This is a genomic window from Sediminicola luteus, assembly GCF_002514735.1.
Classification (GTDB): Bacteria; Bacteroidota; Bacteroidia; order Flavobacteriales; family Flavobacteriaceae; genus HQA918.
This window is the reverse complement of record NZ_NBWU01000005.1, coordinates 118,133-140,068: the sequence shown is the minus strand read 5'-3', so window position 1 is coordinate 140,068 and position 21,936 is coordinate 118,133. Positions and strand designations below refer to the sequence as shown.

Here is a 21,936-nt window from a genome sequence, read left to right as displayed (position 1 = left end):
AACCCTTCTAATCGTCCTTAGGAGGGTTTCTTTTTGTAGTCACCATAAAATCTTTGAGATAGTAGGGTTCAAAGTAGGCCACATCCTCAAAATCGTTTTGCTGGAATTTTGCAAAAGCCAATGATGCCATTTCCCGGGCAGAAGGGAAAATATAAGGTGCAAACGACAAATTCGGATGCGACAATACTTCTTTACATTTAACAGCCCCATTGCCTAACAGCATGGTCTTTCCCTTCGATGTCCAAGCCCCAAAGATACCTTTTTCGATAATTTCAGCCTTGGTTTCCCGCAATTCGACTCCCTGGGCATCATACACGGCCGAATATACCTCCATACGCCGGGCATCTAACAAGGGAATAATAAAATCTATGGTATCGCTTGGGCTTTGTAAGGCCATAGATTGCAAGGTGGGCACGGAAATCAGTGGTAAATCGAGTGCAAAACACAATCCTTTGGCCGCAGAGACACCTATACGCAGGCCCGTATAGGAACCAGGCCCCTTTGATACCGCAATGGCGTCCAATTCAGAAAAAGAAAGGGAAGCCTCTTGCAAGGCTTCCCTGATAAAAATATGTAATTGTTCGGCATGGGAATAGTTGATTCCATTATCCTCTTTCAGCACCAAGAGCTTTCCGTTCTTGGCCACACTGACCGAACAATTGGTCGTTGCCGACTCTATATGTAATATCGTAGCCATAATGGCCACAAATATACGTCTACTCTAAAGTAATCGGAAGTCCGAAATAGAATTCTAATACTTTTAATTTAAAGATATAATCGAACTTGGATCGGATAACCGAAGCGGCTGCATCATCTACACGGGCCTGGGCTTGGCTATACTCAAAAGCGTTCATGAGCCCCACATTAAACCGCTCTTGGGCATATTGATGAGACAAACGACGTGCCTCCAAGGTCTTTTCGGCAGCTTCATAGGTTTTAAAACTACCTTTGGTATCAGTGTACGCTCGATTTACGGTGGCTTCCAAATCCAATTTATCTTGTTCTAATTGTAAACGGGCCTTATCCAAGCTGATCCTAGAACGTTTTACGCCGTTCTTTGCCGACCAACCATTAAAAATCGGGATGTTCAAACTGGCACCATAAGCGATACCATCATTCATCCACAATTGCTCTTTAAACGGTATTTTATCCCCAAGGGAGCCATCCGGATTAAAGTATCTGTTGTTGTTAAAGTAGTTCGTATTGTAATTTACAAAGCCCCTTAATGTAGGATAATAGGCCCCTTTGGCAATTTCTACATCTTTTACGGCCAAATCAACGCTTGCCGCCGATAATTTAATATCGTTACGCACCTCCATGGCCTTGTTAAAAATATCTTTGGCCGAATTATTAAGGATATCGGATGGTGGTACTTCGAATTGCTCGTCGACAACCGCAAACTCATTATAATCTTCCAGTTGTAATAACTGGGCCAGGGAAAGTTTGGCAATTACCACCTCATTCTCTGAACTGACCACTTGCTGTAACTGATTGGCGGCAGTGGCTTCCAATTCCAATTGATCTCCGCGTGGCACTACACCGGATTCAACCAATTCTTTGGTGCGCTCTATATCTTTTTCGGTAACGGCCAATTGGGCTTTAGCAACCTTTAAGGCCTCCTTATTCATCAAAATACGCAAATAGGCATTGGCCACGGCCAAACGGATATCGTCCTTCATATCCTCGAGACGGTATTCGGCGGCCAATGCGTTTAACTTGGCACGATCCAATCGCTTATAATTACGCAAACCGTCAAAAAGATTTACGCCAGAGCTTAATCCTCCATTGGCCGAAAAATTGGTTACCCGTGTATTGATACCGGTTACCGGGTTCTGGGAAAGACCGGAGCTAAAGGTACCTCCCATAGAGCCATTTAGTGATGGTAATAGCCCACCTAGTGCGTCTGATTTATCAATTTTAGCATTTTCAAGATCTAACTCGCTTTGTGCCAAAGATATATTATGTTCTTCGGCATAGGCGATACATTCTTCCAAGGTCCATCTTTTGGTCTGGGCCTGCAGGCTAAGTCCAACTAGAATGAACACACCTGCTACAATAGTTTTTAGGTTCATCTTAGTCGTCTGAATTTTCGTTATCACTCTTTTCTAATTCGTTCCAAATTTTGATTTTATCATCTTCTGTAATCCCAGATAAAACCTCGACATTGATGCCATCACTTACCCCAAGTTCCAATTCGCGTTTTTCGAATTCGTTTTCCCCAGTCTCTACTTCTACGTAGGGTTTTTCGGTTTCCTTATCGAATTGTAACAAAGCTTCTTTAATGGCCAATACGTCTTTCTTTTCATCTAATACAATAGAGGCGTTGGCACTATAACCGGCACGTACATAGGTACTATCGTTTAACACAAGGTCACCTTCGATCTTAAACTGAACGGCTCCTTCTTCTTCAATACCTTTAGGGGCAATGAATTTTAATTTGGCTCCGAACTCAGACTTTTCAAGAGCCCCCATACTAATCTGTAAAGGCATGCCCAATTTTAGCTTACCTACCTCGGCTTCATCTACCTCGCCCTCAAAAATCAGTTTTTGCATATCGGCAATGGTAGCGATAGTGGTACCTTCGTTAAAGCTGTTACTTTCAATAACCTGATCTCCTTCTTTTACCGGGATTTCCAAAATGGTCCCGGCAACGGTAGAACGGATATTGGTATTGGCAGCAGCCGAACCTCCGGTAGAACCTACACGAATAATCTGATAGTCGTTACGGGCATTCTCCAACTCTAACACGGCACGATCATAGGTCAATTTGATCTGGTTGAAATCTTGGCTAGAGATTACCCCTTTATCAAAAATGGCCTTGTTACGGTCGTATTCGATCTTGGCATTGGATAGGTTTACCTCAGCGGTTTTTACCCTACCTCGGGCACTGGCCAAAGACTGTTCGTTAGGGACAACCTTAATCGTGGCAATTAGATCACCTTCTTTAACCTCTTCACCTTCTTCCAAGAAAATCTCATCGATAATACCCGGAATCTGCGGTTTTATATTGATCTCGTCCTCGGGAATGACCTTACCGGTCACGATTACCTTGTTTACGATATCCTGTTTCTCCAATTCGGCCGTCTCGTACAACTTTAACGGCTCGCTGTTCTTTTTCAGGAAAATGACCGTGGCCCCCAAGATGCCTATACATACAAGTCCGATCAATCCGTATTTAACATACTTGTTCATTATTCGTAATTTGACTGTTATTTAATTCTTTTTTGGTTTTTCTATTCTTCTCGAAGCGCTTCAATGGGTCTTACCTTAACCGCCCTATTGGCAGGTATTAACCCAATAAGAACACTAAGCCCCACCATTAGTAAAAAGGCGATGGTAAACTGTGGGATATCTACCATAGGATTTTTAAATGGGAAATCGTTGCCCTGGCCAAACATCTTATCGAGTAGGGTTAGCATCCCCACAGAAATCGCAAATCCTATAAGGCCGGCAAATCCGGTTAAAACGATAGCTTCCATTACGATTTGCCTACGCACGATCTTTGGGGTGGCCCCCAAGGCCCTTCGTACCCCAATTTCTTTGGTACGTTCTTTTACCGTAATCAATAGAATGTTACTAATGGCGATTACCCCGGCTAACAAGGTAAAAATGCCTACAAAGAAGGAGAAACCTTGTAACACAGTGGTAAAGGAACTGATATTGTTAAAGATTTCCGACATATCGAAACTTCCAATAGCCCTTTCGTCATTAGGAGCGATATCGTATTTGTTCTTCAATAATTTTTTGATCTTGTCCTCTACGATGGCCACCTTGGTATCTTCATTGACCGATATTGCCATCCAACCCATACGATCACCCGAACCAAAGGCTTTTTGAAAGGTAGTGAAGGGAACGAAAATGGCATTCTCACCATCAATATTGATATTGTTATTGGGTTTATAAATACCTACTACGGTAAAGAATACCCCGTTAACCCTAATCTCTTGCCCAATGGCGTCCTCACTTTTATCGAATAATAGTTTAAAGGTCTCCTCACCGATAACACATACCTTTTTAGAGCCTTCGATATCATTGTTATTCAAGAACCGGCCTTTAACCAATTTCTTTTTGGTAATATTATCTATTTCGGGAAAATCACCATATACAGAAGAACCACTGGTTCTACCATTTCGGTACACGGTTACCACACCCCTATGGCTACCCAATTCTATTCGTGGCGCCAACACATCGATTTCCGGGATGTTTTTCTTTAATATATTGGCATCATCTATTCTAAAACGGATGCGCCTTCCCCTTTCAAATCCTTTATACGGTTCAGAAGTTCGTTGGCTCCATACAAAAAGACTATTGGAGGCCGTACCGGCAAAAATCCTATTGAACCCATTGCTCATACCATTGGCCGAACCCAAGAGCAACATAAGAATGATCATAGCGAAGATTACTCCTAGCATGGTCAAGAAGGTTCGGAACATATTCTTGCCCAGGGTATTGAAAATCTCAAGCCATAAATCGCGATCAAATATCCACATAACTATTTATCCCTTAGTGCAACAATAGGTTTAACATTCGCAGCCTTCATGGCAGGTATCAATCCGGCCAAGACCCCGGCCACAACCAGAATTATGGTGGCGGTAATTACGGTAGACATGCGTACCGATGGGTTGGCAAAAGCATCAGATTGTATATTGGGCCCTACCAAGGCCAAAATGGCCGTGGCAAACAAAAGACCGATAAATCCGGACAAAGCCGTGATGAATACCGACTCAAAAAGCACCAATTTTACGATTTGGCCAGGAGCAGCACCCAAAGCTTTTCGCACACCAATTTCCTTGGTACGTTCTTTAATGATGAACACCATAATATTTCCGATACCTACGATACCGGCTATTAAAATAAGTAGCCCCACACCTATACTAATGGCTGAAAGTACTGAGGTAAAATTGCTGATATCGTCAAAGGCTTCGGCATAGTTCCAGACACGGATACCAGCCTGATCTTCTGGCGAGATTCGATGTTTACGTTTCAACAAAGTCTCTATACGGTCCGAAAAAGCGATAGCTTCCTGAAGCTTATAATCCGGGTTATAGGTCAGGGTAATCACATCTACCTGATCCGTATTTCCATAAATTCTTTGATAGGTGGTTATGGGTGCATAAATACCACGTTCGGCATTATCGTCGCCCTCATCGGTAAACACCCCGATTACCCTAAAGGGCAAACCATTGAACTCGGCAAACTGCCCAATCGGGTCTTCCTTATCGAAAAGATCCTCGGCCACTTTTCTACCGATTACGGCCACTTTGGCCTTAGCCCTGATATCGTTTTCATTGATATAGCGGCCTTTGGTAACGATGGTTTTTTCTATAACCTGATGATCCGGGTGGACTGCCGTTACCGTGTAAGTACCGGTCTCTGCCTTATAACGGGCCGAAATCGAACGATAGAATCGCCCACTGATCTCTACGTAATCGTCCGGAAAACTCTTTTGGATATATTCTATATCGTCGTTTTTAAACCGGATACGTCTACCGGCCTCAAACCCACCATAGGCTTTAACAGTACTCCCCGTACGGATAAAAATAGAGTTGGTGGCATCGTCATTGAATTGCCCGGTAAAACCGTTCTGCATTCCATTAACGGAGGCCAACAACATCACCAAAATAAAGATACCCCAACCTACCGAAAAACCAGTTAGGAAGGTACGCAGCTTGTTATTTTTGATGCTGTGGAAAATCTCTTGCCAAACGTCGCGATCAAACATACTGTTGGGCCCTTACCTGTTCTACCTTTTTATCTTCAACGATTACCCCATCGCGCAAATGCACAATACGCTTACACATATCGGCAATGTCGGGTTCGTGGGTCACCACCAAAATAGTATTACCGGCATCGTTGATTTTTTGGATCAGATCCATTACTTCATAGGATGTTTTACTATCCAAGGCCCCGGTAGGCTCATCGGCCAAAAGTACTTTAGGCTCGGCCGCCATGGCACGGGCAATGGCCACCCTTTGTTTTTGTCCACCAGAAAGCTCACTGGGCAAATGCGTAGCCCACTCTTTCAAGCCAACTTGCTCTAAATACTTCAAGGCTTTTTCCTGGCGTTCTTTACGACCCACCTTTTGGTAATACAAAGGCAAGGCTACGTTCTCGGCCGCTGTTTTATAATTGATCAGGTTAAAAGACTGGAATATAAACCCAAGGAATTTATTACGGTATTGGGCCGCTTTGGTCTCGTTCAGGTTTTTGATCGGCACCCCATCTAAAATATAGTCACCGGTATCGGCATTATCGAGCATGCCCAAAATATTCAAAAGGGTAGATTTACCGGAACCCGAAGATCCCATAATGGCCACCAGTTCGCCATCTTCTACATTAAAATCGATTCCTTTAAGTACATGAAGGGAGTTACTCCCCATTTTATAGGATTTGTGAAGATCTTTAATCTGTATCATGGTTGGCTCGTTTTTTGTTGAGTTGCGAGTTGACACGTATAGGACTATACAGGACCTAAAACGTTACGATCCCCGCACAATTTTTTGATTATTTTAAGATTTCTATTCGGTTGGGGCCTTGATTTGGTTCCAGACTTTTATCTCGTCTTCTGCGGCCAAGCCCGAATCGATGGCCACATAAATACCATCGCTAACACCCAATTCAATATCGCGACGTTCGAACTGTTGTTCCCCGGTTTTCACCTCTACATACGGATCTTGGGTCTCATCGTCGTACTGCACCAAAGCTTCTTTTATACTAAGGGCATCTTCGGCCTTTTCGAGAATAATCGAGGCATTCGCACTTAAGCCAGCTCTAATGAACACCGTATCTTGCTTGGTGAGCGTACCTTTAATCTCGAACTGAATGGCGCCATTTTCCTCAACACCTTTAGGGGCGATATAATCTAAAGTGGCATCGAACACATTGTTCTCCAAGGCACCCACGGCAATCTCTAAGTTCAATCCTTCGCGGATCTTACCCACTTCCGACTCGTCTACCTTGCCTTCAAAGATCATTTTATTTACATCGGCAATGGCAGCAATGGTGGTACCTTCGTTAAAGTTATTACTCTCAATAACCTGGTTACCCTTTTCTACAGGCACATCGAGCACCATACCGCTCACGGTGGCCCGAATCATGGTATTCGCAGCATTTCCGTAACCCTTTGTGGTACCTGTCTTAACAATATCAAAGCGTTTGTTGGCTGCATTTAAGGCTTGCTTGGCCTGATCAAAGGCCACTTGGGCCCTTTCCAGATCTACTTTGGAGACTACTCCCTTGTCGAACAAAGTTTTTTGACGGTCTAAATCCCTCTTTTTATCCATCATATTGATCTTGGCATCGTCAATGGACATTTTAGCATCGTTCAGGGCATTCAGGTTCGGCACTACTTTGATTCGGGCCAAAAGATCTCCCGATTTTACAAAATCGCCACCTTCTACGAATACCTCTTCGATAACCCCGGAAATGTTCGGTTTTATCAACACCTCTTCCAAAGGTAAAATACTACCGGTAGCCACAGTTTTTCGGGTTACCGTACGGGTTTCGGGTTTTTCGGTTTCATAAACCACGGGATCCTCGGCATTTTTCTGATATAGATAGTACAACGCAAAGGAAAAACTGGCGACCAAGAGTACGATTATACTTAATACGACTGTCTTTTTCATGTGTTAGGATTTATGGAAATTCCAAGATCAATTTCAATGACCTATATATTTGATTGATTTATTATTTACATATTTATTCGGCACGTAGCGCATCTACGGGCTTTACTTTTATGGCGCCGTTGGCCGGGATAAAACCTGCCAAGATTCCTGCACCGATCAAAATGCCCAAGGCTCCAAGTACCACACCCAGGCTTACCGAGGGATTCATGAACATGTCTACGGGTCCGTTCATATCGAGCACATAGTTTACCGCATAGATGAACAAGGTACCCATAACAATGCCGGCAATACCCGAAATCAGGGTCAGGGTAATCGATTCTAACAATACCTGTAGTTTAATGGACCAAGGACTCTCGCCCAAAGCCCTACGGATACCGATTTCCTTGGTACGCTCTTTTACCACGATGAGCATAATGTTACTCACCCCGATAATACCACTAAGCAACACTAAGATACCCACAAAATAGGCGATAAAACTCATGGCCCCGAATAAAGATTCTACCCTGCGGTACTGTTCATAGAGATCGAAATGACCTATGGCCCGCATATCATCTGGATGGATCTTTCGATTCTCCTTTACCAAGGCAATGATATCTTCCTTCAACTGTGAAATCGAGGCCCCATCTACTGCGGTCAAGGCCATCCATCCCACATTATCGGCTCGGTTAAAGGCCTGTGAAAAGGAAGTAAAGGGTACGTATATATCTTTTTGTTCGTTATCGCTTCCGCCGTTTTCTTTTTTGTTATACACCCCGATCACCAAAAAATTGACCCCTTGTACCTTTATATAGGTGCCAATGGGCGATTCCTTGGCATTGTATAGGCTCTTTTGGAGACCCTCACCAATTACCGCTACTTTACGTTTATCGTTAATATCGCTATGGTTGATAAATCTACCCTCCAATATGGAAATGGGGTCTTGTTGTATAATTTCAGGATAATCGCCGAATACTTGGGCCGATTCGGTATTTAACCCTCGGATTACGGTAGCCCCTAACCCATTCCGAGGCGATACGAAGCGCATATTGGGAATATTCTGCTTTATGGCACCTATATCTGAAATCTTAAAATTGAAGCGTCTTCCTTGGGGCAACCCTTTATAAGGTTTGGTGGTGGTCTGGGTCCACATGAACATGGTATTGGTGGCAATATCGCCAAAATCGGACCGGATACCATTTTCCAGACCCTTGCCGGCTGCCAATAGGATCATCAATATCAAAATACCCCAAAACACCCCGAAGGCCGTTAATATGGTTCGGAACATATTTGAGGTGAGCACCTCCAGAATCTCTATCCAACGATCTCTATTAAACATCTATTCGTCTCTTAATGCATCAATGGTACTCATGCGTGCAGCACGCCAAGCCGGGAAAAAACCGGCCAAAACCCCTGCCCCAATCAATAAGAATACCGTGGTTATCGCCACTTGGAAATTCACGGATGGGTTCAGGATATAATCCACCTCAATATTAGGCCCTACCAATTCCAAAAGACCCATACTGAAAATAAGTCCGCCAAAACCGGATACGGCCGTTACAAAGACCGCTTCCTGTACGATCATGGCCACAATAGACCAAGGTTTGGCCCCCAAAGCTTTTCGGACCCCAATTTCCTTAGTACGTTCTTTGACAACGATCAGCATAATATTGCTTACACCAACTACCCCGGCCACAATGGTACAGATGCCAACGAACCAAAAGAACAGTTTTATACCACCGGTCAGGTTATGGAAGCGTTTGGCCTGCTCCAAGGTATTGAATACCCTTATGGCACCTTCATCTTCCGGAGCCACCATATGTACTTGTTTCAAATAGGTCTTTAGGTTCTCGGAGAACTCCATACTCGCCTTTACGGTCTCGTCGAAAGTAGCTTGGGGTTTTAGGTTATAGGCCAAATTATTCACGGTATCGGAACCATTGAACACGATTTGGGCCGTAGTGAACGGAATATAGATCCGTTGTTCTTCTTGATCCCCACCCGGATCACCATAGAAACCGATGATCTTGAAAGGCACGCCTGAAATCTTGATAAACTTGCCCAAGGGCTCATCGTCTTTTTTAAAGACTTCCCGTTTCATTTTATTACTGAGCACGGCCACTTTGGCGCGTTCGGCCATATCTTTTTCACTCAAAAAACGGCCTTCGCTCATAAATTCATTTTCAATAGGCTGATAATCCGGGCCCACGCCTTGTACCCGATAACCCAAAGTCTCTTTTCCGTAGGTTATACTGGTGGTCTGTACCCGAAGAAGCGGACTTTTGGCATCTAAATACTCTCCAAAGGCCTTTTCGATATAGGCGGCGTTTTCATTGTTCATCACAATACGCCTGCCCGGGTTAAGCCCTTTGTGCTCTTTGGTGGTACGCCAGGTCCAGACGAAGATACGGTTGGCCGAATCGTTAGAGAATTCTTTGGCGATACCATTGTGCATACCTTGCCCGAACCCTAATAGGATGACTAGGATAAAAATACCGGAGGCTACGGAAAGCCCGGTTAGGAAAGTCCGTAATTTGTTCTTAAGGATGGCGTCGAAGATTTCCTTCCACCTATCGAGATCGAACATAATTGGGTTGGCTTTGTTTTTTGATTGATTGCTTGAATTCAATTAATAGACAACAAAGCGACGAAAATGTTACGTTAAAAATGAAAAAATTAAGTTAAAAAGAAAGTATTGGGCAGAATGGCATTGCTATTTGGTAAAATATCAGCAAATAACCTAGGATTTCAATTTTTTATAAACGAAGTAAAACACCCCAGCTACCAAAACATAGGGTAAGGCCATTAGATATACGATACCGTTATTAATGCCTTCGGCCACGGCATTGTTTTCCTCACTTTGCAAAACGGCCCTACACATGGCACATTGGGCCTGCATTATTGTAGGCAGGAACAACAATACGGCAACTGTAACAGATTTTAGAATTCGCTTAGACATAATAAGGGGAAATCATTAGATAAACCACCACACCGGTAACAGCCACATACAGCCAAACAGGAAAAGTCCATTTCGACATTTTCCGATGTTTTTTCCAATCGCCCAAATAAGCAGCAGCATAAGTGCGCAACACCATGGGGATTACTAGAATGGACAACACGATATGGCTGATCAAAATAAAGTAATATACGGGCTTGATCCAACCTTCACCACCAAACACGGTAGAATCGGAGGTCATGTGATAGGCGATATACATAAGCAAAAAGCCCAAGGAAAGCCCTATACACACATTGATTAAACGATTATGTAGTTTTCTATTTTTATTCTTTATCGCCCATACCGCAAAAACGAGCAATACCGCAGTCAATCCGTTGATGGTAGCGTAAATGGGGGGCAGAAAACGTAAAGGCTCTACATCGGGTATTTTAATACCGAACAAGGCCGCTACAGCTACTGGTATTACTATTGAAACGATGGTAATCAATCGTTTTATCCTCTTCTCATCTGCCTGTACACTCATTCTTCCAATAACTTTTTAATATCTTCCCGTAAAATGCCTATCTGTTCGGTTTCACCTTCACGGTTCTTCCCTTTACCCTCCAAAATGGCCCCACGGTAATACACAATGGGGTTTCCAAACTGGTCTTTACGACTTCTGATAAAACCTTCCTTATCTACCAAGGCGAATAATCCGGAATGTTCAAAACCGCCCGGAGCCTCATCCATTTGGGTAGCAAAAATAGAATAGCCCTCATTGGCCAATTTATGGATCGCGTCTTGTTCCCCAGTGAGCAAATGCCACTCCAATTTATCGATGCCATATTTTTCGGCATAGGCCTTGAGCACCCCAGGGGTATCGTAACGTGGGTTGATACTAAAGGAGGCAATCCCAAAATCGGGCGAATCTTTAAAGGTATTTTGTAGGCTGACCAGATTTTTGGTCATCACCGGACAAATGGTAGGACAAGTAGTGAAGAAAAACTCGGCTACATACACTTTTCCGCCAAAATCGGCCTCGGTTACCAAAAGGCTGTCTTGGTTCATTAAAGCAAAACCAGGCGCTTTGGCCCTTTCTCCGTTCAGTACCACATAGGCCAACCGATTGGGATCGTTTTCGGCACTCATACGATCGTTCTCTATTATATCGCCACCGGTAAAACGTTCTACCAGCCGGGGTACGGTCAGAATACCGAAAACCAGAATGATCAAGGAGACCCACACATAGGTATAGTTCTTTTTTGCTGCCATACTAACGCGCTACATTATTCTTTTTTAAGGCCATACGGTACTCGGCCAACAAAATCTTTACGTCGTCTTCCATTTTGTTATTGATCTCGGCCACTGAGCGGGCATCAAAACCATACTTTACGCCTTCATCTTCATCGTCGGTACGTCCACGTAGGTTTCTGTCCTTATCTACCAAAAATACATAGGGGCTTCCCCAATGGGCATCCAAGCTAATATTGGATCCCAGGCTCTGAAACGTTTCCCCAATTTCTTCCTCGGATAAAAACACGAAATACCATTTATCGATATCCCCTAATTGACCCATTTCTTTTTTAAGGCTTTCCACGGCCGCTTCCTGACCTTGGGGCACCACCATTACAAATTGAAAATCGGAAAACTCGTGAAAAGGTTTATAAATCTTTTGGTTTAAGTTGAATACGATGCCTTTGGTTTGATCAACCTGAGCCCCCAAAAAACCCAAAACCGTAATCTTATCTTGCAAGCGCACCTCCCCTTGTCCCAATTCTTGCACCTGCTCGGTCAAGACGGGAAGCTTTCCAAAATTATGGATCCCAGAAGCAAAGAAAAGATAGGCCACCAATGGCAGCACAAAGAGTACGAAAAGAACAAAGGCTTTTTTGAAATTCATAAACGAACAAAATGGGTACAAAAATAAGGCATCCTTAGATATCTAAAAACTTGAATAGGTACTAAACCAAAAATTAAGGCTTTTTGGCTGTAGCCCCCTCTACCTCTGGGAGAGGGAATTGGGGGTGAGGGCATTATGTGTTTGCCCCTTAAACAAAAAAAAGACGGTATCACTACCGCCTTTATTATTTTATAACCGTGAATCGGTTAGAAGTTCCATTTTACGAATCCGTCTTTGTAGACTTCGTAGATATAATCCCCTTCGATCAATAAGATGAATACCAAATACGCAATCAAAAATACGGGTACCCAAACTACCGATTTTCTAAGACCGGGCTTTTCGTCACGTACGTGCATAAAGTCCCATGCGATATAGTAGGCCTTAACGATAGTAAGAATGATAAAGATCCAGTTCAATAATTTCATTCCAAGGATACGGGTATGCACCAAGAAATCGGGTTTAATGATACCCAAGGCTACCTCAACAGCGGTAACGATGGTTAGGAAAATCAATACACCCCAAATCTTTTGGATGTTGGACTTAAACTTTACCAGTCCTCTAAATATCTCTAATTTATGTTCGTGTGCCATGTTCAGCTCTTAAAATCTATTATTGAATTAAACCAAGTAGAAGAAGGTAAATACGAATACCCAAACCAAATCTACAAAGTGCCAGTAAAGTCCCACTTTCTCCACCATTTCATACTGCTTTCTGCGCTCATAAGTGCCCAAAATCACATTAAAAAAGATGATGATATTGATTACCACCCCAGAGAATACGTGGAAACCGTGGAAACCGGTAATAAAGAAGAAGAAGTCGGCGAACAAACGGGTTCCGTATTCGTTACGAATCAAGTTGGCCCCTTTGATTACATATTTGGCGTTCTCCAATTCTTTTAGGGATTGCTGACGGGTCAATAAGGTCTTTTCCCCTTCTTCGGTCAACATTTCGGTACGCACCAAAATATTAGGATTGGCTTTAAAACCTTCAACCACCTCATTTACGGAAAAAGCCTCACCAGCTCCTTCACTGGTAAACCAAAGTCCGTTTTTACGTTCGTGCTGCACCCTATCTTCATGAAGGTCTTTGGCAAAATCGGACAAAGCGGCACGCTCGCCGGTATCGGCTTTTACGAATTGTAGGATCTGGCCGCCCTTGGTCTCAACAGCACCAAAATCACCTTTGATAAAGGTAGCCCATTCCCAAGCTTGCGACCCAACGAATATAAGTCCGCCGATAATGGTAGCGAACATATACCAAGTTACCTTGGTTTTTTGAAGTTTATGACCGGCATCTACCGCCAATACCATAGTAACCGAAGACATGATCAAAACAAAGGTCATAAAGGCCACATAGTACATGGGGTAATTGCCATGAAAGAAAGGTACGTGGGTGAACACCTCATCGGCGATCGGCCAGGTTTCAATAAACTTAAATCTAGAGAAGCCATAAGCTGCAATAAACCCGGAGAAGGTAAGCGCATCGGAAACGATGAAGAACCACATCATCATTTTGCCATAGCTTGCGTTCAAAGGCTTATTACCGCCGCCCCAAACACTTCCTTCAGCACCCGTAGTAACCGTAGTATCCATACAATTTAATTATCCTATTATTAAAATTTTCACAAATTTACACTTTTTCCAACGTTAGAAAACCCCTTAGATGATTTATATCATTTTTAATTAAGGAGCCTATTTAAACGACAACAAAAACGTTTTCCGATTTACTTTAGTGTCCGCTAGGGCCTATAGAAATGGAAAAACAGAATCAGGTACAACCACAACACCCCTAAAAAGTGCCAAAAAGTGGCCCCTAATTCAAAGCCCAACATATTGTCGGGACTGTATTTGCCACGTAGTTGCTGCACCAAAACCACCAAAAGACTGATGAGTCCGGCCACCACGTGCAATATATGTACGGCAGCTATCAAATAGATATACGACATGGTAATATTACTGGTCTCGCCCGTAAAATAAAACCCTTGGCCGATCAATTGTCCGAAACCTTGAAACTGCATAATTATAAACGCCAACCCTAATAATAAGGTAATGGCCAAGGCCAGGCTTACTTGTTGCGACATTCCTTTTTTTAGGGCATTTTTGGCCCACACATAGGTAAGACTACTGATAATGATCAGTACCGTACTTATAAAAAAGGCGGAAGGCAGCTCAAAATCCTTCAACCAATCTTCACGGCTACTACTTACGATATAGGCCGATGTCCAACCCGCAAAACCCATGGAAAGGCTTATGATGGCAAACCAAAGCATCATTTTTTTCGCTCGGGCATTCTTTTCTTTATAACTCGCTTGGGTAAGATCCATATTATTCGGAATCAAATAAATTTATCGATGACATACACGATCTGCATAAGACTGATGTAACTCACACTGGCCAACATTAATTTTCGGGCGGTGGCATTATCCCGTTTTTCATACAACTTAAAGGCAAAATATAGCATTACCAGCCCCATAAGACCGATAATAATGGCCCCTACCACCGACAATTGAAGTTTGCCAGTAATACCAAAAGCCGGAATAATGGAAATAACCAGCATCCAAATGGTATACATTATTATCTGAAATGCGGTCTTACCATCTTTTTTCCCAGTGGGCAACATTTTAAAACCACCCCGGCGGTAATCTTCGTCTAGCATCCAGCCCAAGGCCCAAAAATGGGGGAATTGCCAAAAGAACTGGATCATAAACAAGGTGCCCGGCTCTATACCGAACTCGTTAGTGGCCCCTACCCAGCCCAACATAAAAGGAATGGCCCCAGGAAATGCCCCAACGAATACACACAAAGGGGTTATGGTTTTTAAAGGGGTATAGACCGAGGTATACAAAAACAAGGAAATAGCCCCGAACATGGCCGTTTTCGGGTTCAGGTAATAGAGGGAAACGATCCCCATAATGGTCAAGGCAATGGCTACCGCCATGGCATTCTTAACCGAGACCCGCCCTGCCGGTACCGGTCTGTTTTGGGTGCGCTTCATCAATTTATCCAAATCCCGCTCAATAACCTGATTGAACGCATTCGAAGCCCCAACGAGTCCGTAACCCCCAATGGCCAACAAAAGCAATGATCGGATTTCGATAACATCGGCACCCAAAAAATAACCCGCCACAGCAGAAAAAACCACACTAACCGCCAATTTGACTTTGGTGAGTTCTTTAAAATCCGCCAGAACGGAAGCCCATGAAGTGCTCGTTACGGTGCCTACGGCCATAAAAAATACTGTTTCCCTTAAAGGCCGCAAAGATAGGTGGCCAAACATAGTTTTGCAAAAGGCTGGCCTTGTTTGTGTTATTTTAGTAATCAAAATACGTCTCACTACACAACACATCTCAAGTATTCGCCATGAAAAAGCCCTTATTTTCCTTTTTAGCCCTCTTATTGGCACTGATTTCCTTTGCCCAGGATATGAAAGACACCCAAATTGAGACAATACAGGTTAGTGATCATGTGTATATGCTAACGGGCCGTGGTGGTAACATCGGTATTTACAAAGGTGCCGAATACACCTTAATGATAGATGACCAATTCGCCCCACTGAGCAGCAAAATCAAAGCGGCCATAAGCAAAATTACCGATACACCTATCCGATTTTTGGTCAACACCCATATGCATGGCGACCATACCGGAGGCAATGCCAACTTCAACATCACCGAAACCACCTTGGTGGCCCATGCCAATGTGCGAAAGAGTTTAAAATCCCAGGGCAAGGAAGCTGAAAAATTCCCCGAACTGACCTTTTCAGACGACATTACCTTATATGAAGGCGACGAAACCATAATGATATTTCATGTACACAAGGCCCATACCGATGGCGACGCCATGATTTATTTCGTCAATGATAATGTGTTACATATGGGCGACACTTATTTTTCGCAGGGCTACCCCTATATTGACCTAAAAAGTGGTGGTAGTGTAAACGGCTATATAGCGGCCCATGAAAAAGCATTGATGCTGATCAATGACGATACCAAGATTATTCCGGGCCATGGCCAACTTTCCAGCAAAGCCGATTTACAACAATATACGGCCATGCTCAAAGACCTTAGAACACGAGTACAAACAAGTATCGACCAAAGCAAAACTCTGGAACAGGTTCAGGCCGACACCAAAATAGACGAAAAATACAACGCTCGTTTTGGACAAGGCTGGATTACCGGTGAGAAAATACGGGCCACTTTTTATAACAGCCTGAAGCTAGAAAAAAGAGAATAGACCCCTCAGATTAAAGACAAAAGACTTGTGCCATAATCCAATTACAACACTTTTGGTATCTTTAAAAAGACATTGAAGAAACGAGCGAAATGACCATAGATGCAAAAACCGTAGCGGAATACCTTGAAAAAGTACCAAAGGACAAGCGGGAAGCGGTAACCCGACTCCGGAATACCGTTTTGCAGAACCTACCCAAAGGATTTGAAGAATGCATCAGTTATAAGATGATCGGTTATGTGGTACCCCATACCACCTACCCGGCCGGATACCATTGCGACCCTAAGCTACCCCTGCCCTTTATCAATATCGCGGCCCAAAAGAATTTTGTGGCCCTCTACCATTCCGGCCTGTACACCGACCCGGAGCTTCACGATTGGTTTGTGGCCGAATACCCAAAACACAGCACTACTAAACTCGATATGGGCAAAAGCTGTATCCGTTTTAAAAAATGGAACAACATCCCCTATGAACTGATTGCACAACTCTGCCAAAAAATGACGGCAAGCGATTGGGTAAAGCTTTATGAGCACAGAATTAAAAGGTGAATCACCTACTCAATCCATAAACGATTTAGCCCACCCTTTGCTCTACTTGACAGCGCTCTTTCAATGACTTTGGTCATATTCCAAAATCCCTTCTCGGGCTACCTTTGAAGAAGGAACCACCCTTTTTATCGCCAATTACGCAGCACTGCAACTTTTGCCGTGGTTCGTTTATTGGGCTTACGGAGTACCAACTTAAATACAAGTAAATGAAGCATTTTATAAGTACGGCCGTATTGGGGTTGTTCACCCTTGCGGTCTTTGCACAAGCCGGACACATTATGCAAGGGGTGGGTGCGGTAAACATGTCTATGGGAGGTGCCGCCACCGCCCAACCGCTCGATATCTCGGGAGCCTTACAATGGAACCCGGCCGCCATTTCGGTCTTTGACGACCGAATTGCCAAGCTCGATATCGGTCTATTTTTCTCATCGCCCGAACTTAGTTCTACCGTACCTGTTTTAGACGGTACCGGTGCCCCAACCGGAAACTTTGTTTCCGGGGTTACGGAAGACGACCGGGGCGTTTCGCCTATGCCGGCCCTGGCCTTTGTTTGGGGTAACAAGGAAAGCAAACATACCTTCGGCGTCTCGGCCTTTGGTATCAGCGGATTTGGGGTAACTTTTCCCGAAAGCACCACCAACCCCATTAATTTTCCACAAAATATGGGTGGGTTCGGTCATATCGAATCCGATTATATGTTGTTGCAAATCAGTGGGGCCTGGGCCTATCAGCTAAGCGATAAACTCTCGATAGGTGTAAGTCCGAATATAAATTGGGCCAGTTTAGAGCTTATGCCCAATCCTACGGCCAACCCGTCGCCAACTGCGGGTTATCCCAGTACAGATACCGCCACCGCCTTAGGTTTTGGTGCACAGTTCGGTGTGTTTTACGACACCCAGACCGGCTTTAAATTCGGCCTATCCTATAAAACCACACAAGCATTTGGCGATTTTGAGTTCGACAACACCTATCTAGATGGAACCTCTGCCGAAAACAAATTCAATATGGACTACCCCGCCATTGCCTCATTAGGAATTGGGTATTCCAAAGGTCTATTCGACCTGGCCTTGGATTATCGTTTTGTAGATTACGAAAACACAGACGGATTTTCAAAAACCGGGTGGACACCCACGGCTTCGGTAGCCGGATTTGGCTGGGAGAACATATCTATTGTTTCTGCCGGACTTCAATTTAAAGGAATTGACAAACTCCCCCTACGGGTTGGCTATACCTATAGTGGAAACCCCATTCCGGAAGAAGTGACCTTTTTCAATATTCCGGCTACGGCTATAATCAAACATGCTTTTCAAGTAGGTTTTAGTTATCAACCCAACGACACTCTTTCTTTGGATGCGGTCTTTCATTACGGCACCAGCGACGGGGCCACCGAAGGCCCATTGCTCAATCCGGCCTTACAACCCCTATTTCCACCACACGGTGCCTTTCCAGGAAGTTCGGTCTCATACGATATGACCACCAGCATGATTCAGTTTGGGGTAAGCTACACCTTTAAGCGAAACACCAATACGCCATAAATTCCCCGATTTTAAATGCAATAAGACCCAGACATAGCGTAAAAAATCTATCGTCTGGGTCTCTTTTTTGGAAATACTAGAGTACCCGATGTCTCGGTTTAAGCAAGATCATGTAACTAAACTTATGTATACAAGATCAATACAACTTAAACGTAATCGGAATACTGTAATTTACTTTTACGGGCTTGCCTCCATGCTTGGCCGGCACCACTTGGGGCACCGAACCCATGATACGGGCGGCCTCTTTTTCTAGGATCTGATGCGGCCCCTTTAACCGAAGATCCTCTATGGTGCCATCTACACCGATTTTGAATACTACATTTACCCGCCCTTGTTGTTTTAAGGACTGGGCCAATTCCGGATAGCGGAATTTTCGTTTGATGTGTTTTTGCAGCTGCTTTTGAAAACAAGCGACCCGCTCGTCTTTAGCTACATTTTCACAGCCCGGAAAAATAGGTGCCTCTTCCACCAAATTGATTATCATGGTAGGCACTTCTACGGGTGGTCCCTCATCGGTATAGTCAATATCACTGACTTTTAAATCAGGACTTGGCTCTACATCGTCAATCACATTTGCCGCCAAGACTTTTTCACGGTCATCCACGATTTTGATTTTTGTTGGGTTTTTCACCTGCTTCACCTTCGGCACCTTTTCCGGTACTTTATCCGGCTCAATAATGATCTTTCGTTCCGGATACACCTCATAGGTTACATCTTCTTCAATGCTACCGGGGTCGGCGACATCGGGTGGTGGCATTACCGCCACGGTAAACTGAAAGGCCGAATAGACCATGACCAAGGCAAAAATCAGGGCCAATTGAAAACGGAAGAAGCCGTTTTTTTCTAAATTTGGCAAGAATCCCCACTTGCCCCGATGCTTATCGGGATTTTTGGGTTTCTGGCGCGCTTCGTGCTCCCCGCCACTGCAATGGCTTGGATGCTTAAAATCTGCGTTTTCCATAATACTGAATTTGAGTGTTAGTATTTTGTTAAAACACAAGAAGCGTACCAAAACAAAAAAAACCCGTGCCAAGGCACGGGTTTTTAACTATGTAGTAGTTGTAATTACTGCAATTTAAAGGTAATCGGAATAGCGAATGGTACCTTTACTGCCCTACCCCTTTGCTTACCTGGGGTCATCTTTGGCAATTTAGAGATGATACGGGCCGCTTCCTTTTCTAGGTTCTTGTCCGGACCACGCATTCTTACGTTACCGATACTACCATCTTTTTGAATGGTAAACATAACGCTTACCCTTCCTTGAATACCCATCTCTTGGGCAATCTCAGGATAGCGGAAGTGCTTACGGATATGTTTTTGCATCATACTATTGAAACACTTCTTTTTATCGCTTTCTTTTTCACATCCAGGAAAAACAGGTACGTCTTCAATAACCGAGAAAGGTACCTCAACATCTTCGAACTCCTCTTCTACGGCTACATCCTCTACCTCGATAACTTCCTCTTCCTGCGAAGTTTCAGTAGACTCGATTACGGTTTCTTCTACTTCCTCTTCATCTTCAACAATCTCAATAACTTCCGGAGCTGCCGGAGGTGGTGGAGGCGGAGGGGTCTTAATCTGTTCCGTCATCGGTACTTCCTCATCCAAAAGATCATCGACGTCCATGGAGGTATCGTACTGCTTTACTTTATCATATTTTTTGTATTCCAAAGCTTGCCATACGACTAACATCACTACGGCCAGACCGATAACGAAAAAGAGGCCGCTTCTTTTCGATAAGTCCGCTTTGGGATTTTTCTTGAGTTCCATAGGGTCTAGTTTTAATGTGGGCTAATTTAATTAAATATTTTTAACAAAAACAACTAATCTTTCCATTTTAACCCGGGTAATCTGTTAAAAAGAAAGCTAAGGCTCAACGCCCCCAAAAGGGCGCCAACAGTATTGGCCAAGGCATCGAATACATCGCCATCGCGCATAAATACCTGATTTTGTAACACTTCAATAATCATGCCATAACCCATAGCGGCGATTACCCAAAACCATAGCTTCGATTTTATGCTGGGACTTGGTTTATATTGGAAGCTCATACACACCCCAAAAACCACCATACCCCCATAAAATGCGGCATGTACCAATTTATCGGCATGGGGTATACGTATCCCCTCGGTATCCAAACCGTCTAAACGAATTAGGCTGGACACCGTTATAAACAGCATCCAGCCTATAAACAATAAGGTATATACAGTTTTGTTACCCACCGATCAACGCCTTATAATCGGCATCGCTCATAAGATCTTCGAGTTCCGAAGTATCGGAAAATCTAATTTTAATCATCCAACCCTCACCATAAGGATCAGAATTCACTTTTTCAGGCTCATCTTCCAAACCTTCATTGAATTCGATGATCTCGCCACTCAAAGGCAAGAAAAGATCAGAAACGGTTTTTACGGCCTCAACGGTACCGAACACCTCTTCGCGATCCAAGGTTTCGTCTACGGTTTCCACCTCAACATAAACGATATCACCCAATTCGCCTTGTGCAAAGTCGGTAATACCCACGGTGGCCACATCGCCCTCGATCTTTACCCATTCGTGATCTTTGGTATACTTAAGTTCTGCAGGAATGTTCATTGCGATTGTATTTGTTTTAGCAAATGTAACGGATTGTTGTCAATGTCAAAAGCCCGTAATCAAATGTACGGCTTCAAAAACGGCAATTCACCTAATTTTGGTCCCGGTCTGGTTATATAGGCAAAGTTTTGGCTAATTTTCCCTAGTGTGCTTTGGGCGTTCCCCCCTCGCCAGCCTCGGGGGTCGGGCTTTACACTGCAAATCCGCGGCCATTCATACTTCAAGGCCTGTGGGTTTTTCGTTCCAATCCCTAACGCAACCGCCATACTATTTCACGAACTAAGCTTCCCGATTCAACGAAACCAACATGAAACCATAAAAAATTACACAACCAAGTTATGAGTTAAGAATTATGGGTTATGACAACCTTGTACTTCCAACTTCGTACCTTCATAGATAAAGGATAACCATGAGAATCAAGAGCTATTGTAATCTACTGAAAACCAAATGCAATTTCTCAGTGTAACTCTGCGTATTCTCGGTGTGCCTCTGCGTAACTTGAGCCTTATGTGTTGTTACACAGAGTTTCACGGAGTAGCACAGAGAACCACAGAGCGTTCAACTCTTGATTCACGTTAACCACTTAATAGTATGCACCA

Annotated in this window: 24 protein-coding genes; 3 read left to right on the top strand and 21 right to left on the bottom strand. The window is 43.7% G+C overall.

Annotated elements, in window-relative coordinates:
• Nucleotides 1-7: 7 nt before the first annotated feature.
• The 17 genes from tsaB to cyoE form a co-directional block, all read right to left on the bottom strand.
• Complete coding sequence (gene tsaB, locus B7P33_RS15870) at nucleotides 8-697, bottom strand: tRNA (adenosine(37)-N6)-threonylcarbamoyltransferase complex dimerization subunit type 1 TsaB (protein ID WP_097443211.1); 690 nt, start codon at nucleotides 695-697, stop codon at nucleotides 8-10.
• 19 nt (nucleotides 698-716) lie between these two features.
• Nucleotides 717-2,072 carry a TolC family protein gene (locus B7P33_RS15865; RefSeq protein ID WP_097443210.1) on the bottom strand — a complete coding sequence of 452 codons (1,356 nt, stop codon included), beginning with the start codon at nucleotides 2,070-2,072 and terminating at the stop codon, nucleotides 717-719.
• Between the two features lies 1 nt (nucleotide 2,073).
• The gene (locus B7P33_RS15860) at nucleotides 2,074-3,192 is read right to left on the bottom strand and encodes an efflux RND transporter periplasmic adaptor subunit (RefSeq protein WP_097443209.1); all 1,119 of its coding nucleotides are present in this window, start codon (nucleotides 3,190-3,192) and stop codon (nucleotides 2,074-2,076) included.
• A gap of 41 nt (nucleotides 3,193-3,233) precedes the next feature.
• Nucleotides 3,234-4,490: an ABC transporter permease gene (locus B7P33_RS15855; RefSeq protein WP_097443208.1), complete on the bottom strand. Its 1,257-nt coding sequence runs from the start codon at nucleotides 4,488-4,490 to the stop codon at nucleotides 3,234-3,236.
• Nucleotides 4,491-4,492: 2 nt separating this feature from the next.
• Nucleotides 4,493-5,722 (bottom strand): ABC transporter permease, encoded by a 1,230-nt coding sequence (locus B7P33_RS15850; protein WP_097443207.1) that lies wholly within the window; start codon nucleotides 5,720-5,722, stop codon nucleotides 4,493-4,495.
• Complete coding sequence (locus B7P33_RS15845) at nucleotides 5,715-6,416, bottom strand: ABC transporter ATP-binding protein (protein WP_097443546.1); 702 nt, start codon at nucleotides 6,414-6,416, stop codon at nucleotides 5,715-5,717. The genes B7P33_RS15850 and B7P33_RS15845 overlap by 8 nt, the downstream gene beginning before the upstream one ends.
• A gap of 102 nt (nucleotides 6,417-6,518) precedes the next feature.
• Entirely contained in the window at nucleotides 6,519-7,625 is a 1,107-nt protein-coding gene (locus B7P33_RS15840) for an efflux RND transporter periplasmic adaptor subunit (RefSeq protein ID WP_097443206.1), read from the bottom strand.
• A gap of 73 nt (nucleotides 7,626-7,698) precedes the next feature.
• Nucleotides 7,699-8,940 (bottom strand): ABC transporter permease, encoded by a 1,242-nt coding sequence (locus B7P33_RS15835; RefSeq protein ID WP_097443205.1) that lies wholly within the window; start codon nucleotides 8,938-8,940, stop codon nucleotides 7,699-7,701.
• Nucleotides 8,941-10,188, bottom strand: coding sequence for an ABC transporter permease (locus tag B7P33_RS15830; RefSeq protein WP_097443545.1), 1,248 nt, complete (start codon nucleotides 10,186-10,188; stop codon nucleotides 8,941-8,943).
• A gap of 153 nt (nucleotides 10,189-10,341) precedes the next feature.
• Nucleotides 10,342-10,560 (bottom strand): hypothetical protein, encoded by a 219-nt coding sequence (locus tag B7P33_RS19290; protein ID WP_141402500.1) that lies wholly within the window; start codon nucleotides 10,558-10,560, stop codon nucleotides 10,342-10,344.
• A complete protein-coding gene (locus B7P33_RS15825) occupies nucleotides 10,553-11,080 on the bottom strand; it encodes a DUF420 domain-containing protein (RefSeq protein WP_097443204.1) in 528 nt (175 codons plus the stop codon). The genes B7P33_RS19290 and B7P33_RS15825 overlap by 8 nt, the downstream gene beginning before the upstream one ends.
• Nucleotides 11,077-11,808 (bottom strand): SCO family protein, encoded by a 732-nt coding sequence (locus B7P33_RS15820; protein WP_097443203.1) that lies wholly within the window; start codon nucleotides 11,806-11,808, stop codon nucleotides 11,077-11,079. Before B7P33_RS15820 ends, B7P33_RS15825 begins: the two co-directional genes overlap by 4 nt.
• A 1-nt stretch (nucleotide 11,809) precedes the next feature.
• Complete coding sequence (locus tag B7P33_RS15815; RefSeq protein ID WP_097443202.1) at nucleotides 11,810-12,436, bottom strand: hypothetical protein; 627 nt, start codon at nucleotides 12,434-12,436, stop codon at nucleotides 11,810-11,812.
• Nucleotides 12,437-12,642: 206 nt separating this feature from the next.
• Nucleotides 12,643-13,026 (bottom strand): cytochrome C oxidase subunit IV family protein, encoded by a 384-nt coding sequence (locus tag B7P33_RS15810; protein ID WP_097443201.1) that lies wholly within the window; start codon nucleotides 13,024-13,026, stop codon nucleotides 12,643-12,645.
• 27 nt (nucleotides 13,027-13,053) lie between these two features.
• On the bottom strand, nucleotides 13,054-14,028 hold the full coding sequence (locus tag B7P33_RS15805; protein WP_097443200.1) for a cytochrome c oxidase subunit 3: 975 nt from the start codon (nucleotides 14,026-14,028) through the stop codon (nucleotides 13,054-13,056).
• 146 nt (nucleotides 14,029-14,174) lie between these two features.
• A complete protein-coding gene (locus B7P33_RS15800) occupies nucleotides 14,175-14,759 on the bottom strand; it encodes a cytochrome c oxidase subunit 3 (protein WP_097443199.1) in 585 nt (194 codons plus the stop codon).
• A gap of 11 nt (nucleotides 14,760-14,770) precedes the next feature.
• A complete protein-coding gene (cyoE, locus tag B7P33_RS15795; RefSeq protein ID WP_097443544.1) occupies nucleotides 14,771-15,664 on the bottom strand; it encodes a heme o synthase in 894 nt (297 codons plus the stop codon).
• Between the two features lie 131 nt (nucleotides 15,665-15,795).
• On the opposite strand from cyoE, the gene B7P33_RS15790 reads away from it, so the two are divergent.
• The 3 genes from B7P33_RS15790 (at nucleotide 15,796) to B7P33_RS15780 (ending at nucleotide 18,745) form a co-directional block, all read left to right on the top strand.
• Complete coding sequence (locus B7P33_RS15790) at nucleotides 15,796-16,665, top strand: MBL fold metallo-hydrolase (RefSeq protein ID WP_097443198.1); 870 nt, start codon at nucleotides 15,796-15,798, stop codon at nucleotides 16,663-16,665.
• 89 nt (nucleotides 16,666-16,754) lie between these two features.
• Complete coding sequence (locus B7P33_RS15785) at nucleotides 16,755-17,210, top strand: DUF1801 domain-containing protein (protein WP_097443197.1); 456 nt, start codon at nucleotides 16,755-16,757, stop codon at nucleotides 17,208-17,210.
• Between the two features lie 206 nt (nucleotides 17,211-17,416).
• Nucleotides 17,417-18,745, top strand: coding sequence for an OmpP1/FadL family transporter (locus B7P33_RS15780; RefSeq protein ID WP_097443196.1), 1,329 nt, complete (start codon nucleotides 17,417-17,419; stop codon nucleotides 18,743-18,745).
• Nucleotides 18,746-18,881: 136 nt separating this feature from the next.
• Here the strand turns inward: B7P33_RS15780 and B7P33_RS15775 are convergent, their stop codons facing one another.
• The 4 genes from B7P33_RS15775 to gcvH all read right to left on the bottom strand — a co-directional run bounded on the left by B7P33_RS15775 (nucleotide 18,882) and on the right by gcvH (nucleotide 21,337).
• Entirely contained in the window at nucleotides 18,882-19,706 is an 825-nt protein-coding gene (locus B7P33_RS15775; RefSeq protein WP_097443195.1) for an energy transducer TonB, read from the bottom strand.
• 104 nt (nucleotides 19,707-19,810) lie between these two features.
• Nucleotides 19,811-20,515, bottom strand: a complete 705-nt coding sequence (locus B7P33_RS15770; RefSeq protein WP_097443194.1) for an energy transducer TonB — start codon at nucleotides 20,513-20,515, stop codon at nucleotides 19,811-19,813.
• Between the two features lie 53 nt (nucleotides 20,516-20,568).
• A complete protein-coding gene (locus B7P33_RS15765; protein ID WP_097443193.1) occupies nucleotides 20,569-20,964 on the bottom strand; it encodes a VanZ family protein in 396 nt (131 codons plus the stop codon).
• On the bottom strand, nucleotides 20,957-21,337 hold the full coding sequence (gcvH, locus tag B7P33_RS15760) for a glycine cleavage system protein GcvH (RefSeq protein ID WP_097443192.1): 381 nt from the start codon (nucleotides 21,335-21,337) through the stop codon (nucleotides 20,957-20,959). Before gcvH ends, B7P33_RS15765 begins: the two co-directional genes overlap by 8 nt.
• Between the last annotated feature and the right edge of the window lie 599 nt (nucleotides 21,338-21,936).